Here is a 19,978-nt window from a genome sequence, read left to right as displayed (position 1 = left end):
GGTGTGCCGGTGGTACGGGGGGCTCAGACCAGCGGGATGCGGGCGTTCGCCAGGGGCCTGTAGGCCGGGGTCGAGGGGAAGGTGGACGGGGGCCAGCCTGCCGCGAGCAGTTCGGTGACGACGGCGGTGGCGAGGGCCACGGCGAGCGCTTCGCCCGGGCAGCGGTGGGCCGATGCGCCGAAGGTGAAGACGGCCGGATTCACCCGGCCGGGGTGCAGCGCGTGCGGGTCGGGGTTGACGGCGGGGTCACGGTTGGCGGCGGCGAGCAGGACCAGCACCTGCTGGCCGGGTTCCACCTCGGAGCCGGCGTGCACGAAGGGCCCGGCGGCGAAGCGGCGGGTGTTCTGGATCGGGGCGTCGTACCGGACCACTTCGCGGACCAGCGCCTCGATGCCGGCCGGGGCGGTGCCGGGGGCGGCTCCCCCGGCGAGGGCGACCAGGGTGTTGCCGATCAGGCCGGCGGTGGCGTCGTAGGTCTGGGACAGGAACCCGACCGCGTTGGACAGCAGCGGCCCCTGGTGCGGCCACGACGCCCGGTCGGCGGCGCGGACCAGCTCGGCGAGGAGCCCGCCGCCCTGGGCCGTGAGTCCGGGTGCCAGCAGCTCCCGCAGCCGGGCCGCCGCCGTGGCCGCGGCCGCCTGCTGGGCGGGGGTCGCGGTGGCGGGGATGCACTGGACGAAGTCGCCGATGGCGCGGGCGGCCTCCCGGCCGGCGCCGTCCGTCAGGCCGCTGAGCGCGGCGACGACCCGGGCCGGGACGGCGAACATCAGCTCCGCGTAGGGGACGTCGCCGCCCGCCGCGAGGGCCCGGCGGGTGAACTCCCGGGCCAGCCGGGCCGCGTGGGCGGTGTCGGCGCGGGCCAGGGCGTCGGCCACCACGGCCTTGAGCCGGCCCTGCGTCGTGCCGTCGGTCATGCGCACCAGGTCGCCGAAGACCTCGCCCGCCGGGGTCCCGTCGATCCCGGCCGGGACCGGCTCGGCCGGCGGCCGCACCCGGAGCGCGTCGCTGCCCAGCACCGCCCGCACGGCGGCCGCGTCGGCGGCCACCCAGGCCCCGAGCGCCTCGTCGTAGCCGAAGGGGCGCTCGGCCACCAGGCGCGCGTAGAAGGGGTAGGGGTCCGGGAGGCGGACCGCCTCGATCGGTGTGGTGGTGGTGCTGGTCACGTCCTGCTCCTTGCCGGGGTGAACACGTACGGGTCAGGCTGCCGCTCGGTGCGCGCGGCGCATGTCGAGCGAGCCCGCGATGGCCATCCGCAGCACCTCCGAGGTGCCCTCGTAGATGCGCAGCGACCGGATCTGCCGGTACAGCCGCTCGGTGACGCCGCCCTGGACGACGCCCGCCGCGCCGAGCAGCTGCACGGCGGAGTCCACCACGCCCTGGGCGGCCTCGGTGGCGTGCACCTTGGCGATGTTGGAGTGCCGGGCGAACCGGCGGCTTCCCCGGTCGGTCTCCCAGGCGGCGCGCGCCACCAGCAGGGCGGAGGAGTTCAGTTGCACCTCCATGTCGGCCAGGGCGGCCTTGACGAGCTGGAGGTCGAACAGGGTCTGCCCGTAGGCCGCCCGCTCCCGGGTGTGTGCGAGGGCGGTGTCGAAGGCCCGGCGGGCGAAGCCGAGGGCGGCCGCGCCGACGGTGGTGCGGAAGCGCTCCAGCAGGTCCACGGCGACCACGAACCCCCGGCCGGGCCGCCCGAGTACGGCGTCGGCGGGCAGCCGGCAGTCCTCGAAGGCCAGGTGGGCGAAGGAGCGCGGGGCGATCGCGTCGATCCGCTCGGCCCGCAGGCCCGGGGTGCCGGCCGGGACGAGGAACGCGGTGAGCCCGAGCGCTCCGGGGCCCTGGCCGGTGCGGGCGATGACGACGAACAGGTCGGCGATGGTGCCGTTGGCGATCCAGGCCTTGCGCCCGTTCAGGACGTACGAGCCGTCCGCGGCGTCCCGGACGGCCTCCAGGCCCACGGCGGCCACGTCGGAGCCGGCCTCCCGCTCGGAGACGGCGAACGCGCCGATCGTCGTCCCGGCGGCCATCCCGGGCAGGTGGCGGCGCTGTTGGGCCTCGCTGCCGAACCGCAGCAGGGGCGTCGCGGCCAGCGCCTGGATGGAGTACGCGAAGTCGGCCAGGTCCTCGGCGTAGGCGAGGGCCTCGCGGCGCAGGCACACGGCGCGCAGGTCCTCCGCGGGGCCGGCGGCGGGGTCGAGCGCGGCCAGCCAGCCGGCGTCGCCGAGGGTGCGCACCAGGCGGCGGCCGGCGGCGTCGGGGTCCGTGCGCCGGACCTCCTCCCACAGGACGCGGTTGCTGTCGCACCAGGTCCCGGCCGTCTCGGCGAGGCGGCGGTGGCCGTCGTCGTAGAAGGGGAGGTCGAGGACCTCGGGGTCGAAACTCGTCGTCAGTTCCACGGCGGGGCTCCTCAGATGACCAGGTCGGCGGCGGTGGCGGGACCGGCCTGCGCGGCGGCCGGACCGGCCTGCGCCGCGCGCACCCGCTTGACCAGGGCGTGTTCGACGAAGTAGGCGAAGGAGGCGTAGCCGCGCCAGACCCGGCGCCAGGTGCGCTGGACGGCTTCCCCGCCGGAGGCCCGGCGGACGTCGTCGAGGTGGGCGACGACGATCTCGGCCGACTGGCGCGCGTGGCCCGCCGAGAAGTTGTCGATCGACAGGTGCGCTTCCTCGTAGGAGACGTCGAGGCCGTGGCGGCGCAGTTTCTGGATCTCGTGCAGGCGCATCGCGCCGAGGCCGAACATCTCGATGCCCAGGTTGTAGCCGAGGATCTCGTCGTAGAGGGTGTCCGGGAAGAGCGACAGGCAGACCTGGTGGACCGAGAAGCCGTACAGGTGGTCGGGCAGGTCGCCCTGGTCGAGGAAGGCGTCCTGCCGGATGTGGGGCAGGTCCATGTCCATGCTGGCGAGCACCTTGTGGATGATCGTGATGTGGTTCTTCGCCATGTCGCCGCGGCCCATCTCGTCGGCGTAGATGGAGAAGAGCATGTCGTCGCTGCGCCGGCCGCGGCGGCCGAGGTTGGCGACGCGGTGGGCCCAGGTGCCGTCGATGAGGCTGCCCAGCGCGTACGTCGACTGCTCGAAGATGACCTCGTCGCGGTCCGGGATCTCGGTGAGCGGCTCGTACGGGTCCACCAGCTTGTCCCAGTAGATCCGCTCGACGCGTTCCAGCAGCGCCTCGGGCGTGTAGTCGAAGTACTCGGCGTCGGTCAGCAGGCCCCCGGCGCCGTGCGTGAACAGCAGCTCGGCGTCGGCGAGCCCGGCCTCGGCGCGCGCCCGGGCGAGGGGCAGGACGTTCGGGTAGCGCTCGAAGTTGACGAGCCGGTGGAAGAAGGCCCGCTCGTCCGGGGCCGGCCCCGCCTCGCGCGCCACGAGTCCCGCGGGACGGGCGGCGGCGAGGCGGGCGCTCCACCGGCGGGCGGCGTCGTCCCCGGCGGTGGCCGGGCCGGAGAAGGGTCCGGCGGGCTCCCCGGCGGCGATGGAGCGGGTCCAGGCGGTGAAGACGGCCGCCTCGCGCTCGTCGAAGATGCCGAACATGGGGCCGCCGAACTTGATGGACTTCAGGAAGCGGCAGGGGCCGCCGTCGCGGGCGGGGCGCACTTGGCGGGCGGTGCGGAACTCCGCGACGAAGGCGGCCGCGTCGAGGTGCTCGTCGTCCAGCCAGTCGGTGAGCTTGCGGGTGCCGAGGCGGACGGCGCGGTGCTGACGGCCGGCGTGCGGGGCGTGCCGGGCGACGATCGCGGCGACCTTGTCGTCCAGCGACAGCCCCTCCTGCCAGCGGGCCAGCTGGGTCAGGGCGGCGGTGTGCTCGCGCTCCAGGCGGACGAGGAGGCGTACGGCCGCCAGGGCGCGGCGGCGGTCCTCGGGCCCGGTCGGGGACTGCGCGGTGAAGGCGAGGTACTCGGCCAGCAGGGGCCGTACGTCGCTCTCCGCCAGCATCGGCTCGCCGCCGAGCAGGAGTTCGTCGACGCCGAGGGCGTGGGCGGCGTAGTGGACGCCGACCACCTCGGGCAGGAAGGAGGCGGGCAGCCGGGACAGGGCCACGCGGAAGGCGGCGTGCAGGGCGGTGAGCGGGCGGGCCCCGGCGTCGGTCAGGAAGCCGGCGGCCTCCACCTCGGGCAGGTACACGTCCTGCGCGGCCAGGGCCCGGCGGCGGCGGGCGAGCTGGCCGGCCTCGGCGGTGCCCCGGCCCTGGAGCAGCCAGTGCTGCCCGAAGAGCCGGCCGACGATCTCGGCGGGCTGGGTGGCGGCCTGCGAGACGGTGTCCAGCCAGCAGCCGCCGGTCAGCGCGAGGGGGGCGCGCTGGCGCAGCACGGCGGCGCGGATCTCGGGGTCGGCGTGCTCGCGCAGCGGGGTGAGGGCGGCGGCGAGTTCGGCGCGGGCGGCCAGGACCTGGGCGGCGACGGCGTCGGCATCGGTCCCTTCCGGCTGTTCGTCGTCGTCCGGGTCCGGGGCCAGGAAGGCGGTGAGGACCCGGCGGGCGGCGAGGAGAGCGCTCTCACCCTCCTGGTCGGCGAGCAGGCGGCGGAAGAGCTCGGCGGGTGCGGCGGCGGTGATCCGCTCGGCCTCGGCGAGGGCGGCCGGGCTCGCCTCGACGGGGCCCGTGGGCAGCGAGGTGGTCAGGTCGGGCAGCGGGAAGGCGGCGGCGGGGCGGGTGCGGGCGCTGTCGAACGAGGGCGCGGTGGTCATCTCAGCTCTCCCCCCGGTCCGGGGTGACGGGTGCGGTCCTGCGCAGCAGGACGCCGACGCGGGAGCCGGGGACGCTGGAGGCCAGCAGGTAGTGGCCGCCGGGGCGGAGCTGTCCGGCAGTGGCCCGGTCCACGAGGTTGATCAGCGGGTCGGCGGCGAAGCAGTGGCCGAAGCGGGTGATGTTGTCGAGGTGGAGCTGCTGCCGGCTGAAGCCGGCCTGGCGTTCCTTGAGCGCGATGAGGGGCTTGAAGAGATTGGGGTGGAGCAGGCCGTCGATCTCGTCGATCTTCATTCCGGCGGCGTCGAGGATGCGCCGGTTGACGGTGCGGGCGAGCTCGGAGCTGATCTCGTTGGACCAGTCGAGGGAGGCGGGGTCCTGGGCGTCGGCGCCGGCGATGAACTGGTACCCGTCCGGGCCGAGGGGTTCGGCGGAGATCAGGCAGGCGGCGGACCCGTCGCTGAACAGGGCGAAGTTCTCCATGCGGACGGATTCGTCGGTGACCCGGTCGGTGGTGACGACCAGGACCCGGCGGTGCGTTCCGGCGGCGACGAGGGCGTGCGCGGTGCGGATGCCCGTCAGGAGGTTGGTGCAGCGGTTGAGGGTGAGGCCGGTGACGGCGGCGTCGACCAGGCCGATGCCGCTCATCACCTTCTCGACGAAGCCGCCGTGGGTGCGCGGGCCGCCGGGGAAGCGGGTGGAGCACAGGATCAGGGCGTCGATGCCGGCCGGGTCGGCGCCCGCGGCCGCCACGGTCGCGCGGGCGCTCTCGACGGCGAGGGCCTCCAGGCTCTTGGCGGTCCTGCGGATGCTGCCCCAGCCCCACAGTTCGGCGCGTGGCGCCATCTTGAACTGGCGGGCGCGTTCGGTGAGGTTGGCGATGCTCGTGTGGTCGGCCACCTGTTCGCCGAGCACGTAGCGCGGCGCGGACAGGTGGACCGCGGGTAAGGCTGCGGTGGGAAGGCTCACGGTGCCGGATCGCTCTCTCGGTCGTCGGTCGGGGCGGGGGAGTTCGGGGCGGGGGCGGCCAGCAGGGCGTTGGCCTCGGCGTAGGGGAGGGCGTCGGCGCCGAAGCCGAAGGTGCCGTACTCGCTGATCTCGCGGGCGGCCCGGGTGAGGGCGCCGAGCGCGGCGCGCGACAGCGCGGAGCCGGTGCTGATCCGGCGTACGCCGAGGGCTCCGAGGTCGGCGACGGACAGCTTCAGCGCGCCGCCCATCAGGACGTTGACGGGGCGGGAGACGGCGGAGCAGACGGCGCGGATCGCTTCGGCGTCGGGCAGGGCCGGGGCGTAGAGCACGTCGGCGCCGGCCGCCTCGTAGGCCTGGAGGCGGCGGATGGTGTCGTCCAGGTCGGGCCGGCCCTGGAAGAAGTTCTCGGCGCGGGCGGTGACGGTGAAGGGGAAGTCGAGCCCCTTTGCCGCCTCGACGGCCGCTCGGACGCGCTCCACCGCTTCGCCGAGGGGGCGTACGGGGTCCTCGTCGCGGCCGGTGGAGTCCTCGATGGAGCCGCCGACCAGGCCGGCGGCGGCGGCCAGCCCGATGGTCTCGGCGATGTCCTCGGGGCGCTCGCCGAAGCCGCTCTCCAGGTCGGCGGTGACGGGCAGGCCGGTGGCGTCCACGATCGCGGCGGCGTTGGCGAGGAGTTCGGCGCGGCCGACCTGGTTGGCCCCGTCGGGGCGGCCGAGGCTGTGGGCGAGGCCGGCGCCGGTGGTGGCGAGGGCGGCGAAGCCGAAGGAGGCGAGGATGCGGGCGGTTCCGGCGTCCCAGGGGTTGGGGACGACGAAGGGGGCGGGTCCGGTGTGCAGGTCACGGAAGGCGACGCCGCGAGCGTACTGGGAGTTGGGGGTCCGCGAGCCGGCGGTCTGGGAGCCGGGGGTCTGGGACCGCGGCTGGTGGGCGTCGGGCTGCTGGGCGTCGGTGCTGTGGTTCACGGTGTCCTCGCTGGTGCGTCGGCCGGCGGTCAGATCAGCTCAACGTACTCATCGCGGGCGGGCGTCGCGGCGTCCCGGCGGGCGGCGCGGGCCAGCGGGCGCAGTACGTCGGTGACGGTGTGGGGCCGGCCCTCGAAGTAGAAGTGGCCTCCGTCGGCCCAGTGGCGGGCCGGCTCGCCCGGGCATTCCCGGGCCCAGGGGGCCAGGGAGGCGGTGGTGACGTGCGGGTCGTCGATGCCGTTCAGCAGGGTGATCGGCACGCCCAGCGGCCGGGCCGGGCGGTACTCGTACCCGGCGACCATCGCGAAGTCGGCCTTGAGGTGCGGCAGGAGCAGTTCCTGCACGGCCTCGTCGTGCAGCACCTCGGGCGGCAGTCCGCCGAAGAAGCCGACGGCCTCGGTGAACCGGCGGCCCTCCAGCCGGGCCGCCTCGACCACGCGGGGGGTGGGCAGCAGGGCGGGGGCGGAGCAGCCGGAGGCGACGAGGGCGGCGAGGCCGGGGACGCCGTCGAGGCGGCGGGCGACCTCGAAGGCGAGGGCCGCGCCGAAGCTGTGGCCGAAGAGGACGAAGGGCCGGCCGGGGGCTGCGTCGAGGGCGATCGCCAGGGCCGCGCCGTCGGCGAGTTCCGCGACGGTGGCGGCGGCGGGTTCGCGGAAGCGGTGGCCCCTGCCGGGCGGGCACACGGCGAGGATCCGGGCGTCGTCGCCCAGGCCGTCCTGCCAGTCGAGGAAGGTGCGCGGGTTGCCGCCGGCGTGCGGGAAACAGTAGACGCGGGTGCGGTCGTCGGCGGCCGGATCGGTGCGGTCGTCTGTGCGGTCGTCGGCGGGGGTGGCGCCGGGGGCGGTCTCGGAGGTCAGGAACCAGGGGGAGGCAGCCACGAAGATCAGCCAATCCTTTGCCGGTCGGACGGTTGCGAGAGGTGAAGAAGCGCAGGAGGGGTGGGTGGTGAGGGGTCAGTTCCAGCCAACATCACTCGGGTTGGCGGGCTGGGGCGCCGGGGTGGTGCCGGGCTGCGGGTTGTTCCAGCCGACGTCACCGGCGCCGTCCGCGAGGACCTGGGGGTTCGTGTGGTTCCAGCCGACGTCGCCGAGGCGCAGGTGGGTGGCGGATCCGTCGGTCAGGGCGCCTTGGGCGATGCCGGTGGCCGCCGTTCCCAGCGCGAGGGCGAGTCCGGCGGCGGCCAGAACCACTCGTCCGCGGATTCCGGTAACGCGGCGGGCCGCACGAGTAACCATCTGGTTCTCCGTCATTTTCCCCAGTCCCCTCAGTCGTTTTCGTCTTTGGCCATTCGAGAAACGGAAGTCCGAATCCGGTGTGCCGCTGCGGTGATCCGCCGGGCACCTTCTCGGTGTTCGTTCCTGCGGTGAGACCAAATCTCCTCTGCCGGGAGATCCCGAGGTAGACCTACGATGGCTCCGGTTTCCGCATTGCGGGAACCCACGGGGTCTCAATCGTCTCAAACACCTGCATACCGGACAGACAGGGGTGGCGCGTGGACGTAGTTAAATACGTCAAATCCGCACAAACCGGTGCACCTGAGGAGCCGCGTGCACCCGTGGAGGGGGAACCCCAGGCATTCTTGCGGGAACTTGCAGCGCACCTCGGCCTGCTGGCCCAGGAAGCCGCCCAGCAGGCCACGCGCGCAGCCGCCCTGCCGGAGCTCGGGGTCGGCCCCGACGAGCAGGTGGTCGGGCCCGGAGTGCGCTACCTGCACGGGCTGAGCAGCATCTCCACCGCGATCAACGAGGCGCTGGGCGCCGTGCACAGGGAAATCCTGACCGCCCAGCCGGACGGGGCCCGGCCGAGCGCAGTACTGAAGGAAGCGCTGGAATCCGTACGCCGGCACATCGCGGCGGGCATTTCGATGCGCACGCTCTATCAGCACACCACGCGTTTCGACGAGGCGACGAAGGACTACGTGCGCACGGTCACCGAATACGGGGCCCAGGTGCGCACCTTGGAGGAATTCTTCGACCGGCTGATCATCGTCGACGACATCGCTTTCATTTCGGCGAACGAGGAACGCACGACGGCCATATCCATCACCGAACCCACCATCATCCGTTTCCTGCGCGACACGTTCGACAAGGCCTGGGACCGGGCCAAGCCCTTTCCGTTCGTTCCGTTGCACGCGGCCAAGGCGGCCGACGAGGTGGTCCCCGCCATCCGGGAGTCCATCAGCAGACTGCTCGTGGAGGGTTACTCGGACAAGGCGATCGCGCGCCGGATCGGCATCAGTGAGCGCTCTCTCCAGGCGCACATCGCTGCCATCAAGCAGGAACTGGGCGCGCTCAACCGATTACAGCTCGGCTATCTGCTCGGCCGTAACGAGGCCACTTACGTGCTGTGACGCGGCCGGGGGCGACGCACACCCCGCCGGCCGGGCCGCAGAGGTCCTGGCCAGCGCAGACCGAGAGCACGGCGGTCTCGTTCCGCGGCGCTTTACTGGAGACCGGGAAAGGCGGCGAAGTCCGGATGACGCCACCGGCCGGAGGCTACGGCGATCCGATCGAGCGGCACTCCGGTGGCGCTCCGGTGACGCGCGAGCGGGCTTATGGCGCACCCGGAGAACGGGCTGCCGCGATCCGAACGGGAATCGGATCGCGGCAGCCCCTTCGGGTGTGCCCGGCGATGCGCCGGGTGGCCCTCAGCCCGCCTTGCGACGGAAGCTGCGGTTCTGCCCGTTGGGTCCGTTGTACCCCTTGAGCTTCAGCCGGCCTTCGTGATTGGCCTGCTGCGACCTGGCGGTGCGTGCCCTGCGCTCCAGAGCCTCACGGAACGTGCGCTTGCCATCGGTCTCGGCGGCGTGGTTTTCCGGCGTCTCGGTCATGCGGTACCTCCTGAGCATTTTCCATCTCTGTTTCTCTGTGAAACCGGTCGGCTCCCTCAAACCGGCCGGCGGGCCGCCTTTCCGACGAATGCGGGTTCGCGGGATCGGCGGGGCCGGGTCAGCGCCCCGGAGTGAGCACGCGGACGGCGGATTCCGCGTACCGGCGGGCGCGGTGCAGGGTGGCGGTGCTCGTGGCGCCCAGGGTGCGGCGGACGTGGTCGCGGGCCTGGGCGAGGTCGACGCCGGGGCCGAGGAGCCGCTCGATGTCCTCCTCGCGCAGGACGACGCTGTGCCGGGCCACGGCGGTCAGCCCGCTCTCGTCGGGGACCAGCGACCATTCGCCGGTGTGCGCGGCGAGCGGCAGCGGGCTCCGGGTCTCCTTGAAGACGATCCGCCCGGCGTACGGGAAGCAGACCCGCACGGATTCGGCGGTGTGGGTACGGCCGTCCGCCCCTCGGGTGTCGAGGCTCAGCAGCTGTACGCCGGTGCGGTCCTCGCTGACCTCGGCGCGGATGACCTCGGGCAGGTGGGCGGCCCAGTCCGCGGCGCCGTAGAGGAACTCGTAGACGAGTTCGGCGGGGCCGTGGACGCGCACGGAGTCCTCGAAGGTGAGCAGGAGCTGGTCCAGCCGGGTCCAGCGCTCGGCGGTCTCCTTCAGCCGGGCCAGTTCCGCGCCGCTGTTGGCGTCGGTGGCCCGGATGACCCAGTCGGCGTCGGCCTCGTTGTCGTCCGCGACGGTGAAGTGGTGCAGCAGGGTCAGCCGGGACCGCGCGGGGCCGAGTTCCTCGACGGCCCAGCGGCCGCCCATGGAGGTCGCCGGCGGCGCCGGGACCTCCTGGTGGAAGTCGATGGTCCGGGCGGCGCTGTCCAGGGAGCGGCGGGAGATCCAGGAGGTGACGGTGCCGCCCGCGGTGGCCCACATGCCGAAACGGTCGTGGGTCCCGTCGAAGTCCAGCCGCTCGACGTGGATGCTCGGCGGGACGAACAGCGGCCACTGGGTGGTGTCCGCGAGCAGCGCGTAGACCACTCCGGCGGGTGCCGCCACCTCCACCGCGTACGACGTGCGACGCACACGCTCATCTGACATCGGCTCACACCTCTCTCGACCCCCGCCCTCCGACCATCGCGGGACGTACCGGAGAGCGGGTCGACGGTGCCTCGAACCGCGGTCGGGCGCCGCCGTGCAGGTGCGCAGGTGCGCCGGCGCACAGGTGCGCCGACGCGCCTACGCGGCGAAGAGGTCGAAGGTGGACGAGCGGCGCGGCCCGGCGATGACGTCGATGGCCGGGTCGACGGTCAGCATCGCCTGGTGCAGGCGCTGGAGCTGGGGGCTGGGTTCGACCCCGAGCTCCTCCACGAGCCGGGCGCGCAGCCGGCGGTACACGTCGAGGGCGGTGGCCTGCCGGCCGGAGCGGTAGAGGGCGACCATCGCCTGCGAGTGCAGGCCCTCGTGCTGCGGGTGGCGGGCGATCAGCCCGGTCAGTTCCACGACGAGTTCGGCGTGCCGGCCGAGCCGCAGGTCGACGTCGATGCGCCGCTCCAGCGTCACGAGCCGGCTCTCCTCCAGCCGCAGGACCTCGATGCCGAGGACGGGGCCCACGTGTACGTCGACCAGCGCCGGCCCCTGCCACAGGGCGAGCGCCTCGCGCAGCCGGGCCGCCGCGCCCGCGTCGTCACCGGCGTCGAAGGCCTGCTGGCCGGACCGGACGAGGCCCTCGTACGCGTGGACGTCGACGGACTCGGGGGCGATCTGGAGCAGGTAGCCGCCGTGCCGGGTGGCGATGACGTCCTTGGCCCCGGCGGAGGCGCCGGGGCCCATGGCCGTGCCCAGGCGGCGGCGCAGCTGGAGGATGTAGGTCTGGAGCGTGGTCAGGGCGCTCTGCGGGAGTTCCGTCCGCCAGAGCTCCTCCATGAGGGTGGGAACGGGGACCACCCGTCCCGGATACAGGGACAGGAGCGCCAGTATCTGGCGCGGTTTCCCGGCCGTCGGGACGATCGAGCCCCCGTTGACCTCGGCACTCAACGGACCCAGAACCTGAATCTTCACGGTTTCCTCCGCAGCTGGTCTCATGCCGTCGGTTTTCGGACTCGCTGCTCGAACGGTAGCGAAGGGCGGGGCGCCGTCCCCGAATGGTCCAGCGCCTTTCCAGGGTTGCTCGACCGGCCTCGGACGAAGCGGTCACCAGGGACCGGCGGCCGGTTCAGCCGACGCGGACCAGCCGGTCGTCGGGGTTCTGGACCGGCGCGGCGGGCTGGGCGGGGGCGGACGCGGCGGCAGCGGCGGCGGCCGCTTCCGGACCGGCCATGAGGATCGAGCGCTGGAGCCGGCGCAGCGCCACGGACGGCTCGATGCCGAGTTCGCGCACCAGCGTGGCGCGCAGCCGCTGGTACACGTCGAGCGCTTCGCCGCGGCGGCCGGAGCGGTGCAGGGCGAGCATGAACTGGCCGTGCAGGTTCTCGTGGGTGCGGTAGCGGCTGGCCAGGACGGTCAGTTCGGCGAGCAGCTCGCGGTGCCGGCCGAGCCGCAGGTCCGCCTCGATGCGCTGGTCGAGGGCGCACAGCCGGGTCTCCTCCAGGCGGCGGCACTCCATGTCCAGCTGTACGCCGCCGGCCACGTCGGCGAACGCGGGGCCGGACCACAGGGCCAGCGCCTCGCGCAGCAGTCGGGCCGCGCCCGGGTGGTCGCCGGCGTCCATGGCCCGGTAGCCGAGGCCCGCGAGCCGGTCGAACTCGCGGACGTCGCTGGTGCCGCCGTTGCTGTCGAGCAGATAGCCGCCGGGCAGGGTGACGAGGACGTCCTTCGCCGTCCGGCTGCCGTCGCCGCCCCGTTCGAGGGCGGTGGTGATCAGGGACCGGAGCTGGAGCACGTAGGTCTGCAGGGTGGTGCGGGCGCTGCGCGGCGGTTCGCCGGCCCACAGCTCCTCGATGAGGGCCGACACGGGCACGACCTGGTCGGCGTGCAGGGCCAGGAGCGCCAGGACCTGCCGCGGCTTGAGGGCGGTCGGGGTGATGGAGACTCCGTGCTCCCGCACCGCCAGTGTGCCAAGTACTTCGATGTCCACGCGTACTCCCCTGGTCCGTGGATGAGCCTGCCTCAGTAAAAAACAGGCCCCACGGTTTGTCAATATCAAACCAACTGCGCCGTTTTCATCTGGGGTTATCCCGTGGAACGCCGCCTGGCGCTCGACATCCGCCCACAGAGTGCTGCACAACCACCCCAGCAGGGCGACCGATCTCACCTGATGGGCACTCAAAAACAGACCGTCAGGTCGGTGTTCCGGGGTGCTCAGGACATGAAAAAGGACGGCGGGACACCCCGCCGTCCTCTCCGGCTCCCACACGCGCCGCCGGTCACGGCCGGTCGGCGGCCTCCTTCGGCGGGGCCGCCACGGGCGCCGGGCGGGCACCGCGCGTACGGGAGACCGCCACACCGGCGAGGCAGATCGCGCCGCCCAGCAGGGTCAGCCAGCCGGGCACCTCGTCCAGGACGATCCAGGCGATCAGCACCACCACCGCGGGCACCGCGTACGTGGTCGCGCCCATCTTCCCGGCCGTGGTGCGCGACAGCGCGTAGGTCCAGGTGGTGAAGGCCAGGGCGGTCGGGAAGAGGCCCAGGTAGACCATGTTGAGCGTGGCGGTCAGCGGCGCCTCGGGCAGCTGCGCGAACAGCTGCCCGGCGAACGGCAGGGTGGCCGCCGTACCGACGAAGCAGCCGTACGTGGTCACCTGGAGCGGACTCGCGTGCCGCAGCGCCGGCTTCTGCGAGACCACCCCGGCCCCGTAGGTGAGCGCGGCCAGCAGACAGAGGAGGACCCCGGTCAGGGAGGAGCCGCCGCCCTTGGAAGTGGACATGCCCACGACGGCCGCGCCGGCGAAGGAGACGGCCATCCCGGCCAGCAGCATCGGCGGGAAACCCTCCTTGAGGATCCACCCGCTCAGCAGGGCGATGACGAGGGGACCGATGTTGACGATCATCGCCGCCGTGCCGGCGTCGACGCCCTGCTCGCCCCAGTTCAGCGCCACCATGTAGAGCCCGAACCACAGCACGCCCGAGCCGAGGATCCCCGGCCAGGCCTGCCGGGCCGGCAGCGGCACCCGCTTGACCAGCAGCACCACGCCGAGTGCGATCGAAGCGGTCAGCAGCCTGCCCAGAGCCAGGGCGCCGGGCCCGAAGTGCTGGGCCGAAGCGCGGATGGAGACGAATGCGGAGGCCCACATCACGACGGTGACTGAGGCCGCTATGAGGGCACGGTGATCGGTTCTGGGAGCGCCAGCCGTTTGATCCATGCGAGCAACGTACCGACGCCCGGCCACCGTGCCCAGATCGTCGCTCCCGATCCGGCCATCGGCGGGAGCCCCCCGGCTACCCCGGCGGACCGGCCGGTGCCGGCCGGGCCGGGCCGGCCGCCAGGTCCTCGATGACGGCCCGGATCACCGCCTCGCGCCGGTCGTTGAGGTAGAAGTGGCCGCCCGGGAAGGAGCGGAAGGTGAAGGCCCCCTCGGTCAGCTCCCGCCAGGCCATGGCCTCGGCGACGCTGACGCGCGGGTCCGACTCACCGGTCAGCACGCTGACGGGCGTGCGCAGCGGCGGCCCCGGCTCGTGCCGGTACGTCTCGACCGCCTTGTAGTCGCCGCGCAGCGCCGGCAGGATCAGCTCCCGGAACGCCGGATCGGCCAGCAGCCGGGCGTCGGTCCCGGCCAGTGCGGTCAGCGTCCCGATCAGGGCGTCGTCGCCCTGGAGGTGGATCCCTTCCGCCTCCCGGTGCAGGTGCGCCGAGCGGCGCCCGGAGAGGATCAGTGCGCGCGGGGCCGCGCCGGAGCGCTCCAGGCGGCGCGTCAGCTCGTAGCCGACCAGCGCGCCCATGCTGTGCCCGAACACCGTCAACGGCCGCTCCCGCCAGGGCCGCAGCGCCTCTTCCACCCCGTCGACCAGGGCGCCGAGGCGCTCGGGGACCGGCTCCCCGAGCCGCTCCTGGCGGCCGGGGTACTGGGCGATGAGCACCTCGGCGTGCGCGGACAGCGCCGGGGAGAACGGGCGGTAGTAGGCGGCGTTCCCGCCCGCGTGCGGGAGCACGAGCAGGACGGGTGCGTCCGGCGCGGGCGGTCCGGCGTCGAAGCGGCGCAGCCAGGCGCTGCCCGTGGCCCGGGTGGCGCGGTCCAGCCCGGTCACCGCCCCTCCCCCGCCCGGCCGCCGGCCCCGTCCGCCGCGAGCAGCAGCCTCTTCTGCGGCTTGCCCATGGCGTTGCGCGGCAGCGACGCGACGAAGCGCACCTCGCGGGGGCGTTTGTGCACGGACAGGTGCGCGGCGACGAAGTCGGTGAGTTCGGCGCCGGTGACGCCCTCGGCGACGACGAAGGCCACGATGCGCTGCCCGAGGTCGGCGTCCGGCACGCCGACCACGGCGGCCTCGCTGACCTTGGGGTGGTCGAGCAGGGCGTTCTCGATCTCGCCCGCACCGATCCGGTAGCCGCCGGACTTGATCATGTCGATGGAGGCCCGGCCCACGATGCGGTGGACGCCGTCCTCGTCGACGGCGGCGATGTCGCCCGTACGGAACCACCCGTCCTCGGTGTACGCGGCCGCGGTCGCCTCGGGACGGCCCAGGTACCCGGCGAACAGGGTGGGTCCGGTGAGCTGGAGTTCGCCGATCTCCGCGCCGGGTTCGGCGGCGATCCGGGTACGGACGCCGCGCAGCGGGGTGCCGACCGTACCGGGGCGGACCTCGCCGCCGGCGCGGCCGCTGACGGTGATCAGGGTTTCGGTCATCCCGTACCGCTCGACGGGCCGGTGGCCGGTCAGGGCCTCAAGGTCCCGGAACACGGGCGCGGGGAGGGCGGCGCTGCCGGAGACGAGCAGCCGGGCCCCGGACAGGGCGGCGGCCGCCCGGGGTTCGGCGGCGACGCGGGACCAGACGGTCGGCACCCCGAAGTACAGGCTGCCGCCGGCCGCGGCGTACGCCTCGGGGGTCGGCCGGCCGGTGTGCACGAGGCGGCTGCCCGTGCGCAGCGCGCCGAGGACGCCGAGGACGAGGCCGTGCACGTGGAAGAGGGGCAGGCCGTGCACGAGGGTGTCCTCGGCGCTCCACTGCCAGGCCGCGGCGAGGGCGTCGAGGTCGGCGGCGATGGCCTCCCCGGTGAGCACCACGCCCTTGGGCGGGCCGGTGGTGCCGGAGGTGTACAGGATCAGCGCGGGATCCCGGTCCGCGGCGGGCCGCCGCCCCCGGTCGGGGGCCCTGCGCGCGAAGTCGACGCCGATCTCGGCCGCCCCGGAGTCCCGCAGGATGTGCTCCCGCTCGGCGGGCCCGGCGTCGGGCGGCAGCGGTACGAGGGGCACCCCGGCCAGCAGCGCGCCGACGGCGGCGGCGACGGTCTCCAGCGAGGCGGTCGCGGTGACGGCGAAGGCGGGGGCCCCGCTGTCGGCGGCATCGGCCGCCACCGCCCGCGCCGCGCCCAGCAGTTGCTCGTACGAACAGACCCGCCCGGCAACGCTGAGCGCGTCCGCCCGGTCCCCGTACACCCCGTCCAATGCGGTCAGCACGCGCGACTCCCTGGTAGTGGTCCCCCCAGGCTACGACCCCCACCTTGCGCGCCCCCTGCGCGCCCCCGCCAGCCCGCCGGTGTGGTTTCGCGATCAGGACGGTGTCGCCCTCCCGGAGGTCGAACGCCAGGTCGGATTCCCGCCAGCTTCCGGCGCCGGTGCCGACAATGCTCAGTGCCATGAACCGAATTGAAGGAAACGTTGCCCTGATCACCGGCGGCAGCCGGGGTATCGGTGCCGCCGTGGCGCTACGCCTGGCCGAAGAAGGCGCCGACGTCGTCCTGACCTATGAGAACAGCGCGGAACGCGCCACCGAGGTGGTGGAACAGATCAAGGCCAGGGGGCGCCGGGCCCTTGCCATCCAGGCCGACAGCGCGGTCCCCGAGGCGCTCACCGCCGCGGTGGACGAGGCCGCCGCGGTGTTCGGCAGGCTCGACATCCTGGTCAACAACGCCGGGGTCTTCCTCGTCGGCCCCCTCGAAGACCTGGGGGCGGCGGAGATCGATCGCACCTTGGCGGTGAACGTCCGGGCGCCGTTCGCAGCGTCCCGGGCGGCCGTGCGTCACATGGGTCAGGGCGGCCGCATCATCAGCATCGGCAGCAATGTCGCCGAGCGTGCGGTCTTCCCCGGACTGGCGCTGTACTCGATGAGCAAGACGGCTCTGGTCGGGATGACGAAGGGCCTGGCCCGAGAACTCGGTCCGCGCGGAGTCACCGTCAATCTGGTGCATCCCGGCCCCACCGACACGGATGCCAACCCCGCCGACGGGCCGAACGCCGAGATGATCGCCGGCTTCACCGCTGTCGGCCGCTACGCGGAAGCGGCCGAGATCGCGGCCACCGTCGCCCACCTGGCCAGCGCGGACGGCGCGTACATCACCGGAGCCGCCATCCATGTCGACGGCGGCTTCACCGCCTGACCCGCGAACTCGGCTCCGTGAGCGAAGCGGCTTGCGGCGCCGGGCCGGGTGCGCCCTCACGTCCGCCCGGAAATAGTAGCCATGGCTATAGTAGCCATGTAATCTATTCGGCATGAGCAAGGGTTCACCGGGTCCCACGCCCGGATTCCTCGTATGGCGGCTCGCCAACAAATGGCGTGTCGCGGTCGATCGCGCGGTGGCACCGCTGGGCCTCACCCACGCGCAGTACTCACTGGTCGCGTCGCTGCACGGCATGCAGCGCGCCGGCGAGCGGCCCAGTCAGCGCCGACTCGCCGACCACACCGGCCTGGAGGCGCTGTACGTCTCCAAGCTGGCGCGTGCCCTGGAGTCGGCCGGCTTGATCGAGCGCACCCGCGACCCGCGCGACCCGCGCGCCGTGCAGCTCGCCCTCACCGAGCAGGGCCGAGCCGTCACCCGGCGGGCCATCGCGGTGGTCCAGGAACTGCTCGAGCAGTTGCTGGAGCCGCTCGGCGGCCTCGACGCCGAGCGGGCGCGCGCGTTCACCGACGAGCTGACGACCCTGCTCGACGCACCTCTCGCCCCGTCCCTACCGAACGACGAGAGCACTCAGGGGAGAACACCATGACCACCACCGCGCCCGTCGCCAACGCCCGCGCCCTCGGCCTGGCCCACTACGCCGCCCGCGGCGTCCTGGAGCACGTCCTGGCCCGGCACGGCATCACGTTCCAGCAGCAGATCGCCCTGCGCGCCGCCGTCACCGCCGACGCCCCGCAGACGCCGGACGACCTCGTCACCCAGGTCCGCGGCTCCCTCAAGGCCGATCCGGCCGACATCCGCGCCACTCTCGACGAGCTGCTGGCCAAGCAACTGCTCGTCGCGGACGGCGCGCACCTTCGCCCCACGGACGCAGGGCACGAGCTGATCGCCGCCCTCGGCGCGGAGACCGCCCCGATCACCGCCCGCGTCTGGGGCGGGATACCCGCCGAGGACCTGGCCGCCGCCGGCCGCGTCCTCGCCCTGGTCACCGAGCGCGCCGACGCGGAGCTCGCGGCGCTGACCGCCTGACCCCCCGACCGCCCGGCCGAGCCGGTCGGGAGGCGGGTGAGGTAGCCGGGGAGGAGCGCGGACGGCCCGTTCCCCGTCCCTCGCCGCGGGGCCGACCCCTTGACATCGGGGGGCTGTTGTGGCTGGTCAAGGCGGTGATGGGGCCTCTTCGGCCCTCGGTCATAGTGGGCGCCATGGACTATGACGTAGTGGTGGCCGGAGGCGGCCCGGTCGGACTGATGCTGGCCTGTGAGCTCCGGCTCGGAGGTGCGCGGGTGGCCGTCCTGGAGCGCCTCACCGAAGTGGACCCGACGATCAAGGGCGGGGCGATCACCACGCCCAGCGCCGAGGCGCTCTACCGCCGGGGCATGCTGCCCGCGCTGGCCGAGGTGCAGCGGCAGACGATGGACCGCTTCCACGCGTTCATGCGCGAGCGCAACGGCGGGGACGGAGGCGGGGCCGCGGGCCAAGGGCTCGGATACGTCGGGCACTTCGCCGGGATCATGCTGCGCGCCGACCTGGTCGACCGTACGGAGCCGGGCCTCGGCGACACCGGACCCGCCGCCGACATCGCTTTCGTGGCGCAGCAGGACATCGAGCGGCTGCTCGGCGGACGAGCTCGGCGTCGACGTGCGCCGGGGAGTGGAGCTGACCGGCTTCGACGCGGACGAGGAGGCCGTCACCGTGCGGACCGGCCACGGGGCGATACGCGCCGGCTGGCTCGTGGGCTGCGACGGCGGCCGCAGCGCGGTCCGCAAGCTCGCGGGGTTCGAATTCCCCGGTACGGAACCGGAGATCACCTGTCACCAGGCGGTCGTGGAGATGACCGGCGCGGAGGACCTGAAGGTCGGCTGGACCGCCACGGACACCGGGGTGTACGCCTACGGGCCGATGCCGGGCCGCGTCGTCACCGTGGAGTTCGACGGGCCGCCGGCCGACCGGGAGGCGCCGGTCACCGCCGAGGACCTCCAGGCGCGGCTGCGCCGGGTATCCGGCGTGGACGTGACGATCACCGGGGTGCGGACCGCGACCCGCTTCACCGACCACGCCCGCCAGGTCCCCGAGTACCGCAAGGGCCGGGTGCTGCTGGCGGGCGACGCGGCGCACGTGCACTCCGCGTTCGGGAGCCAGGGGCTGAGCCTGGGCATCGGGGACGCGATGAACCTCGGCTGGAAGCTCGCCGCGGTGATCGGCGGCCGGGCGCCGGAAGGGCTGCTGGACACGTACACCGCCGAGCGGCACCCGGTCGGTGCGCAGATCCTGGACTGGACCCGGTCCCAGGCCGCGGCCATGCGCCCGGACCCGCAGTCCCGGGCCCTGCGCGAGATCGTCAGCGACTTGGCGGGGACGGTCGCGGGCACCACGTACCTCACCGCGCGGCTCAACGGTGCCGGGGTGCGGTACGGGCTGCCGGGCGAGCACCCGCTGACCGGCCGCAGCACCCCGGACCTCGAACTCACCGACGGCGGCCGCCTCGCGGACCACCTCCACGGCGGCCGGGCGCTCCTGCTCGACCTCGCCGACGACCCGGAACTCCGGGCCCTGGCCGCGGGGTATGCCGGCCGCGTCGACACCCTGACGGCCGGCTGCCCGTCCCACCCGGAACTGGCGGCGGTCCTGGTCCGTCCGGACGGGTTCACGGCCTGGGCGGCCGACGCGGGCGCGCCGACGTCGACGGCCGGGCTGGCGGAGGCGCTGGAGGAGTGGTTCGGGGTGCCGGAGGGTGCGGTGACGCCGGGCTGAGCCGCCGCTCCGCCCCTCCGGGGCCGCCGCACCCACCCGGTTCACGGCCCCGGATCGGCCCTGTGGGCCTGCTCCACCGGCGCATCCAGCCCCGCCGGCGTTCGAGGCGCGGGGTGCGGGGCGGATCCCCGCGGGGCACGGCGCGGCCGGGGCCCCGCAGCGCGGCGGCGCCGCACCCGAAGCCCGGCGCAGCCGGAGCTCTGGGGCTCCGCCCCGCAGCCAGCGCCTCGAACGCCAGCGGGGGCTGGAGTGGGGCCGGGGCCCGTTCGCGTGACGGCGTCGCGGACGTGCCCCGGCCGCCGCGGGCTACCGCGG

General features: G+C 73.9%; 18 protein-coding genes and 1 pseudogene. 5 read left to right on the top strand and 14 right to left on the bottom strand.

Annotated elements, in window-relative coordinates; translation table 11 throughout:
- Positions 1-23: 23 nt before the first annotated feature.
- From ACZ4M3_RS33405 to ACZ4M3_RS33375, 7 genes are all read right to left on the bottom strand, one after another.
- Positions 24-1,163, bottom strand: a complete 1,140-nt coding sequence (locus ACZ4M3_RS33405) for a cytochrome P450 (RefSeq protein ID WP_467739089.1) — start codon at positions 1,161-1,163, stop codon at positions 24-26.
- Positions 1,164-1,196: 33 nt separating this feature from the next.
- Positions 1,197-2,390, bottom strand: coding sequence for an acyl-CoA dehydrogenase family protein (locus ACZ4M3_RS33400; protein ID WP_467739087.1), 1,194 nt, complete (start codon positions 2,388-2,390; stop codon positions 1,197-1,199).
- Positions 2,391-2,401: 11 nt separating this feature from the next.
- Complete coding sequence (locus ACZ4M3_RS33395) at positions 2,402-4,678, bottom strand: iron-containing redox enzyme family protein (RefSeq protein WP_467739085.1); 2,277 nt, start codon at positions 4,676-4,678, stop codon at positions 2,402-2,404.
- A gap of 1 nt (position 4,679) precedes the next feature.
- Positions 4,680-5,645 (bottom strand): 3-oxoacyl-ACP synthase, encoded by a 966-nt coding sequence (locus ACZ4M3_RS33390; RefSeq protein WP_467739083.1) that lies wholly within the window; start codon positions 5,643-5,645, stop codon positions 4,680-4,682.
- Positions 5,642-6,607, bottom strand: a complete 966-nt coding sequence (locus ACZ4M3_RS33385; RefSeq protein WP_467739081.1) for an isocitrate lyase/PEP mutase family protein — start codon at positions 6,605-6,607, stop codon at positions 5,642-5,644. The genes ACZ4M3_RS33390 and ACZ4M3_RS33385 overlap by 4 nt, the downstream gene beginning before the upstream one ends.
- A 29-nt stretch (positions 6,608-6,636) precedes the next feature.
- A complete protein-coding gene (locus tag ACZ4M3_RS33380) occupies positions 6,637-7,485 on the bottom strand; it encodes a thioesterase II family protein (protein WP_467739079.1) in 849 nt (282 codons plus the stop codon).
- 75 nt (positions 7,486-7,560) lie between these two features.
- A complete protein-coding gene (locus ACZ4M3_RS33375; protein WP_467739077.1) occupies positions 7,561-7,857 on the bottom strand; it encodes a hypothetical protein in 297 nt (98 codons plus the stop codon).
- A gap of 305 nt (positions 7,858-8,162) precedes the next feature.
- Here ACZ4M3_RS33375 and ACZ4M3_RS33370 point away from each other — a divergent pair, with 305 nt between their 5' ends.
- The gene (locus tag ACZ4M3_RS33370) at positions 8,163-8,957 is read left to right on the top strand and encodes a helix-turn-helix transcriptional regulator (RefSeq protein WP_467739075.1); all 795 of its coding nucleotides are present in this window, start codon (positions 8,163-8,165) and stop codon (positions 8,955-8,957) included.
- Between the two features lie 297 nt (positions 8,958-9,254).
- Here the strand turns inward: ACZ4M3_RS33370 and ACZ4M3_RS33365 are convergent, their stop codons facing one another.
- The 7 genes from ACZ4M3_RS33365 to ACZ4M3_RS33335 form a co-directional block, all read right to left on the bottom strand.
- A complete protein-coding gene (locus ACZ4M3_RS33365) occupies positions 9,255-9,437 on the bottom strand; it encodes a DUF5302 domain-containing protein (protein ID WP_467739073.1) in 183 nt (60 codons plus the stop codon).
- 118 nt (positions 9,438-9,555) lie between these two features.
- Complete coding sequence (locus ACZ4M3_RS33360; RefSeq protein ID WP_467739071.1) at positions 9,556-10,524, bottom strand: aromatase/cyclase; 969 nt, start codon at positions 10,522-10,524, stop codon at positions 9,556-9,558.
- Positions 10,525-10,662: 138 nt separating this feature from the next.
- A complete protein-coding gene (locus ACZ4M3_RS33355) occupies positions 10,663-11,484 on the bottom strand; it encodes an AfsR/SARP family transcriptional regulator (RefSeq protein ID WP_467739069.1) in 822 nt (273 codons plus the stop codon).
- A 154-nt stretch (positions 11,485-11,638) separates the two neighbouring features.
- Complete coding sequence (locus ACZ4M3_RS33350; protein WP_467739067.1) at positions 11,639-12,499, bottom strand: AfsR/SARP family transcriptional regulator; 861 nt, start codon at positions 12,497-12,499, stop codon at positions 11,639-11,641.
- A gap of 289 nt (positions 12,500-12,788) precedes the next feature.
- Positions 12,789-13,724 carry a DMT family transporter gene (locus tag ACZ4M3_RS33345; RefSeq protein ID WP_467739065.1) on the bottom strand — a complete coding sequence of 312 codons (936 nt, stop codon included), beginning with the start codon at positions 13,722-13,724 and terminating at the stop codon, positions 12,789-12,791.
- A gap of 76 nt (positions 13,725-13,800) precedes the next feature.
- Positions 13,801-14,607: a thioesterase II family protein gene (locus tag ACZ4M3_RS33340; RefSeq protein ID WP_467739063.1), complete on the bottom strand. Its 807-nt coding sequence runs from the start codon at positions 14,605-14,607 to the stop codon at positions 13,801-13,803.
- Positions 14,604-15,974, bottom strand: coding sequence for an AMP-binding protein (locus tag ACZ4M3_RS33335; RefSeq protein WP_467739061.1), 1,371 nt, complete (start codon positions 15,972-15,974; stop codon positions 14,604-14,606). Before ACZ4M3_RS33335 ends, ACZ4M3_RS33340 begins: the two co-directional genes overlap by 4 nt.
- Positions 15,975-16,141: 167 nt before the next feature.
- Between ACZ4M3_RS33335 and ACZ4M3_RS33330 the strand changes: the two genes are divergently transcribed.
- From ACZ4M3_RS33330 to ACZ4M3_RS33315, 4 genes and pseudogenes are all read left to right on the top strand, one after another.
- Positions 16,142-16,894, top strand: coding sequence for an SDR family NAD(P)-dependent oxidoreductase (locus ACZ4M3_RS33330; protein WP_467739059.1), 753 nt, complete (start codon positions 16,142-16,144; stop codon positions 16,892-16,894).
- A 112-nt stretch (positions 16,895-17,006) separates the two neighbouring features.
- Entirely contained in the window at positions 17,007-17,501 is a 495-nt protein-coding gene (locus ACZ4M3_RS33325; protein ID WP_467739057.1) for a MarR family winged helix-turn-helix transcriptional regulator, read from the top strand.
- Positions 17,498-17,941, top strand: a complete 444-nt coding sequence (locus ACZ4M3_RS33320; RefSeq protein ID WP_467739055.1) for a MarR family transcriptional regulator — start codon at positions 17,498-17,500, stop codon at positions 17,939-17,941. Before ACZ4M3_RS33325 ends, ACZ4M3_RS33320 begins: the two co-directional genes overlap by 4 nt.
- A 173-nt stretch (positions 17,942-18,114) precedes the next feature.
- Positions 18,115-19,663: pseudogene (locus ACZ4M3_RS33315) on the top strand (FAD-dependent monooxygenase).
- The last annotated feature ends 315 nt before the right edge of the window (positions 19,664-19,978 follow it).

It is taken from the genome of Streptomyces sp. NPDC026522, from assembly GCF_055567555.1.
This window is presented reverse-complemented; position numbering and strand designations above follow the sequence as displayed.

Excerpts from the sequence above, each read along its gene's own strand:
- ACZ4M3_RS33365 (WP_467739073.1), bottom strand. The coding sequence starts at position 9,437 with ATGACCGAGACGCCGGAAAACCACGCCGCCGAGACCGATGGCAAGCGC.
- ACZ4M3_RS33330 (WP_467739059.1), top strand. The coding sequence starts at position 16,142 with ATGCTCAGTGCCATGAACCGAATTGAAGGAAACGTTGCCCTGATCACC.
- ACZ4M3_RS33325 (WP_467739057.1), top strand. The coding sequence starts at position 17,007 with ATGAGCAAGGGTTCACCGGGTCCCACGCCCGGATTCCTCGTATGGCGG.
- ACZ4M3_RS33320 (WP_467739055.1), top strand. The coding sequence starts at position 17,498 with ATGACCACCACCGCGCCCGTCGCCAACGCCCGCGCCCTCGGCCTGGCC.
- ACZ4M3_RS33395 (WP_467739085.1), bottom strand. The coding sequence starts at position 4,678 with ATGACCACCGCGCCCTCGTTCGACAGCGCCCGCACCCGCCCCGCCGCC.
- ACZ4M3_RS33345 (WP_467739065.1), bottom strand. The coding sequence starts at position 13,724 with ATGGATCAAACGGCTGGCGCTCCCAGAACCGATCACCGTGCCCTCATA.
- ACZ4M3_RS33360 (WP_467739071.1), bottom strand. The coding sequence starts at position 10,524 with ATGTCAGATGAGCGTGTGCGTCGCACGTCGTACGCGGTGGAGGTGGCG.
- ACZ4M3_RS33375 (WP_467739077.1), bottom strand. The coding sequence starts at position 7,857 with ATGACGGAGAACCAGATGGTTACTCGTGCGGCCCGCCGCGTTACCGGA.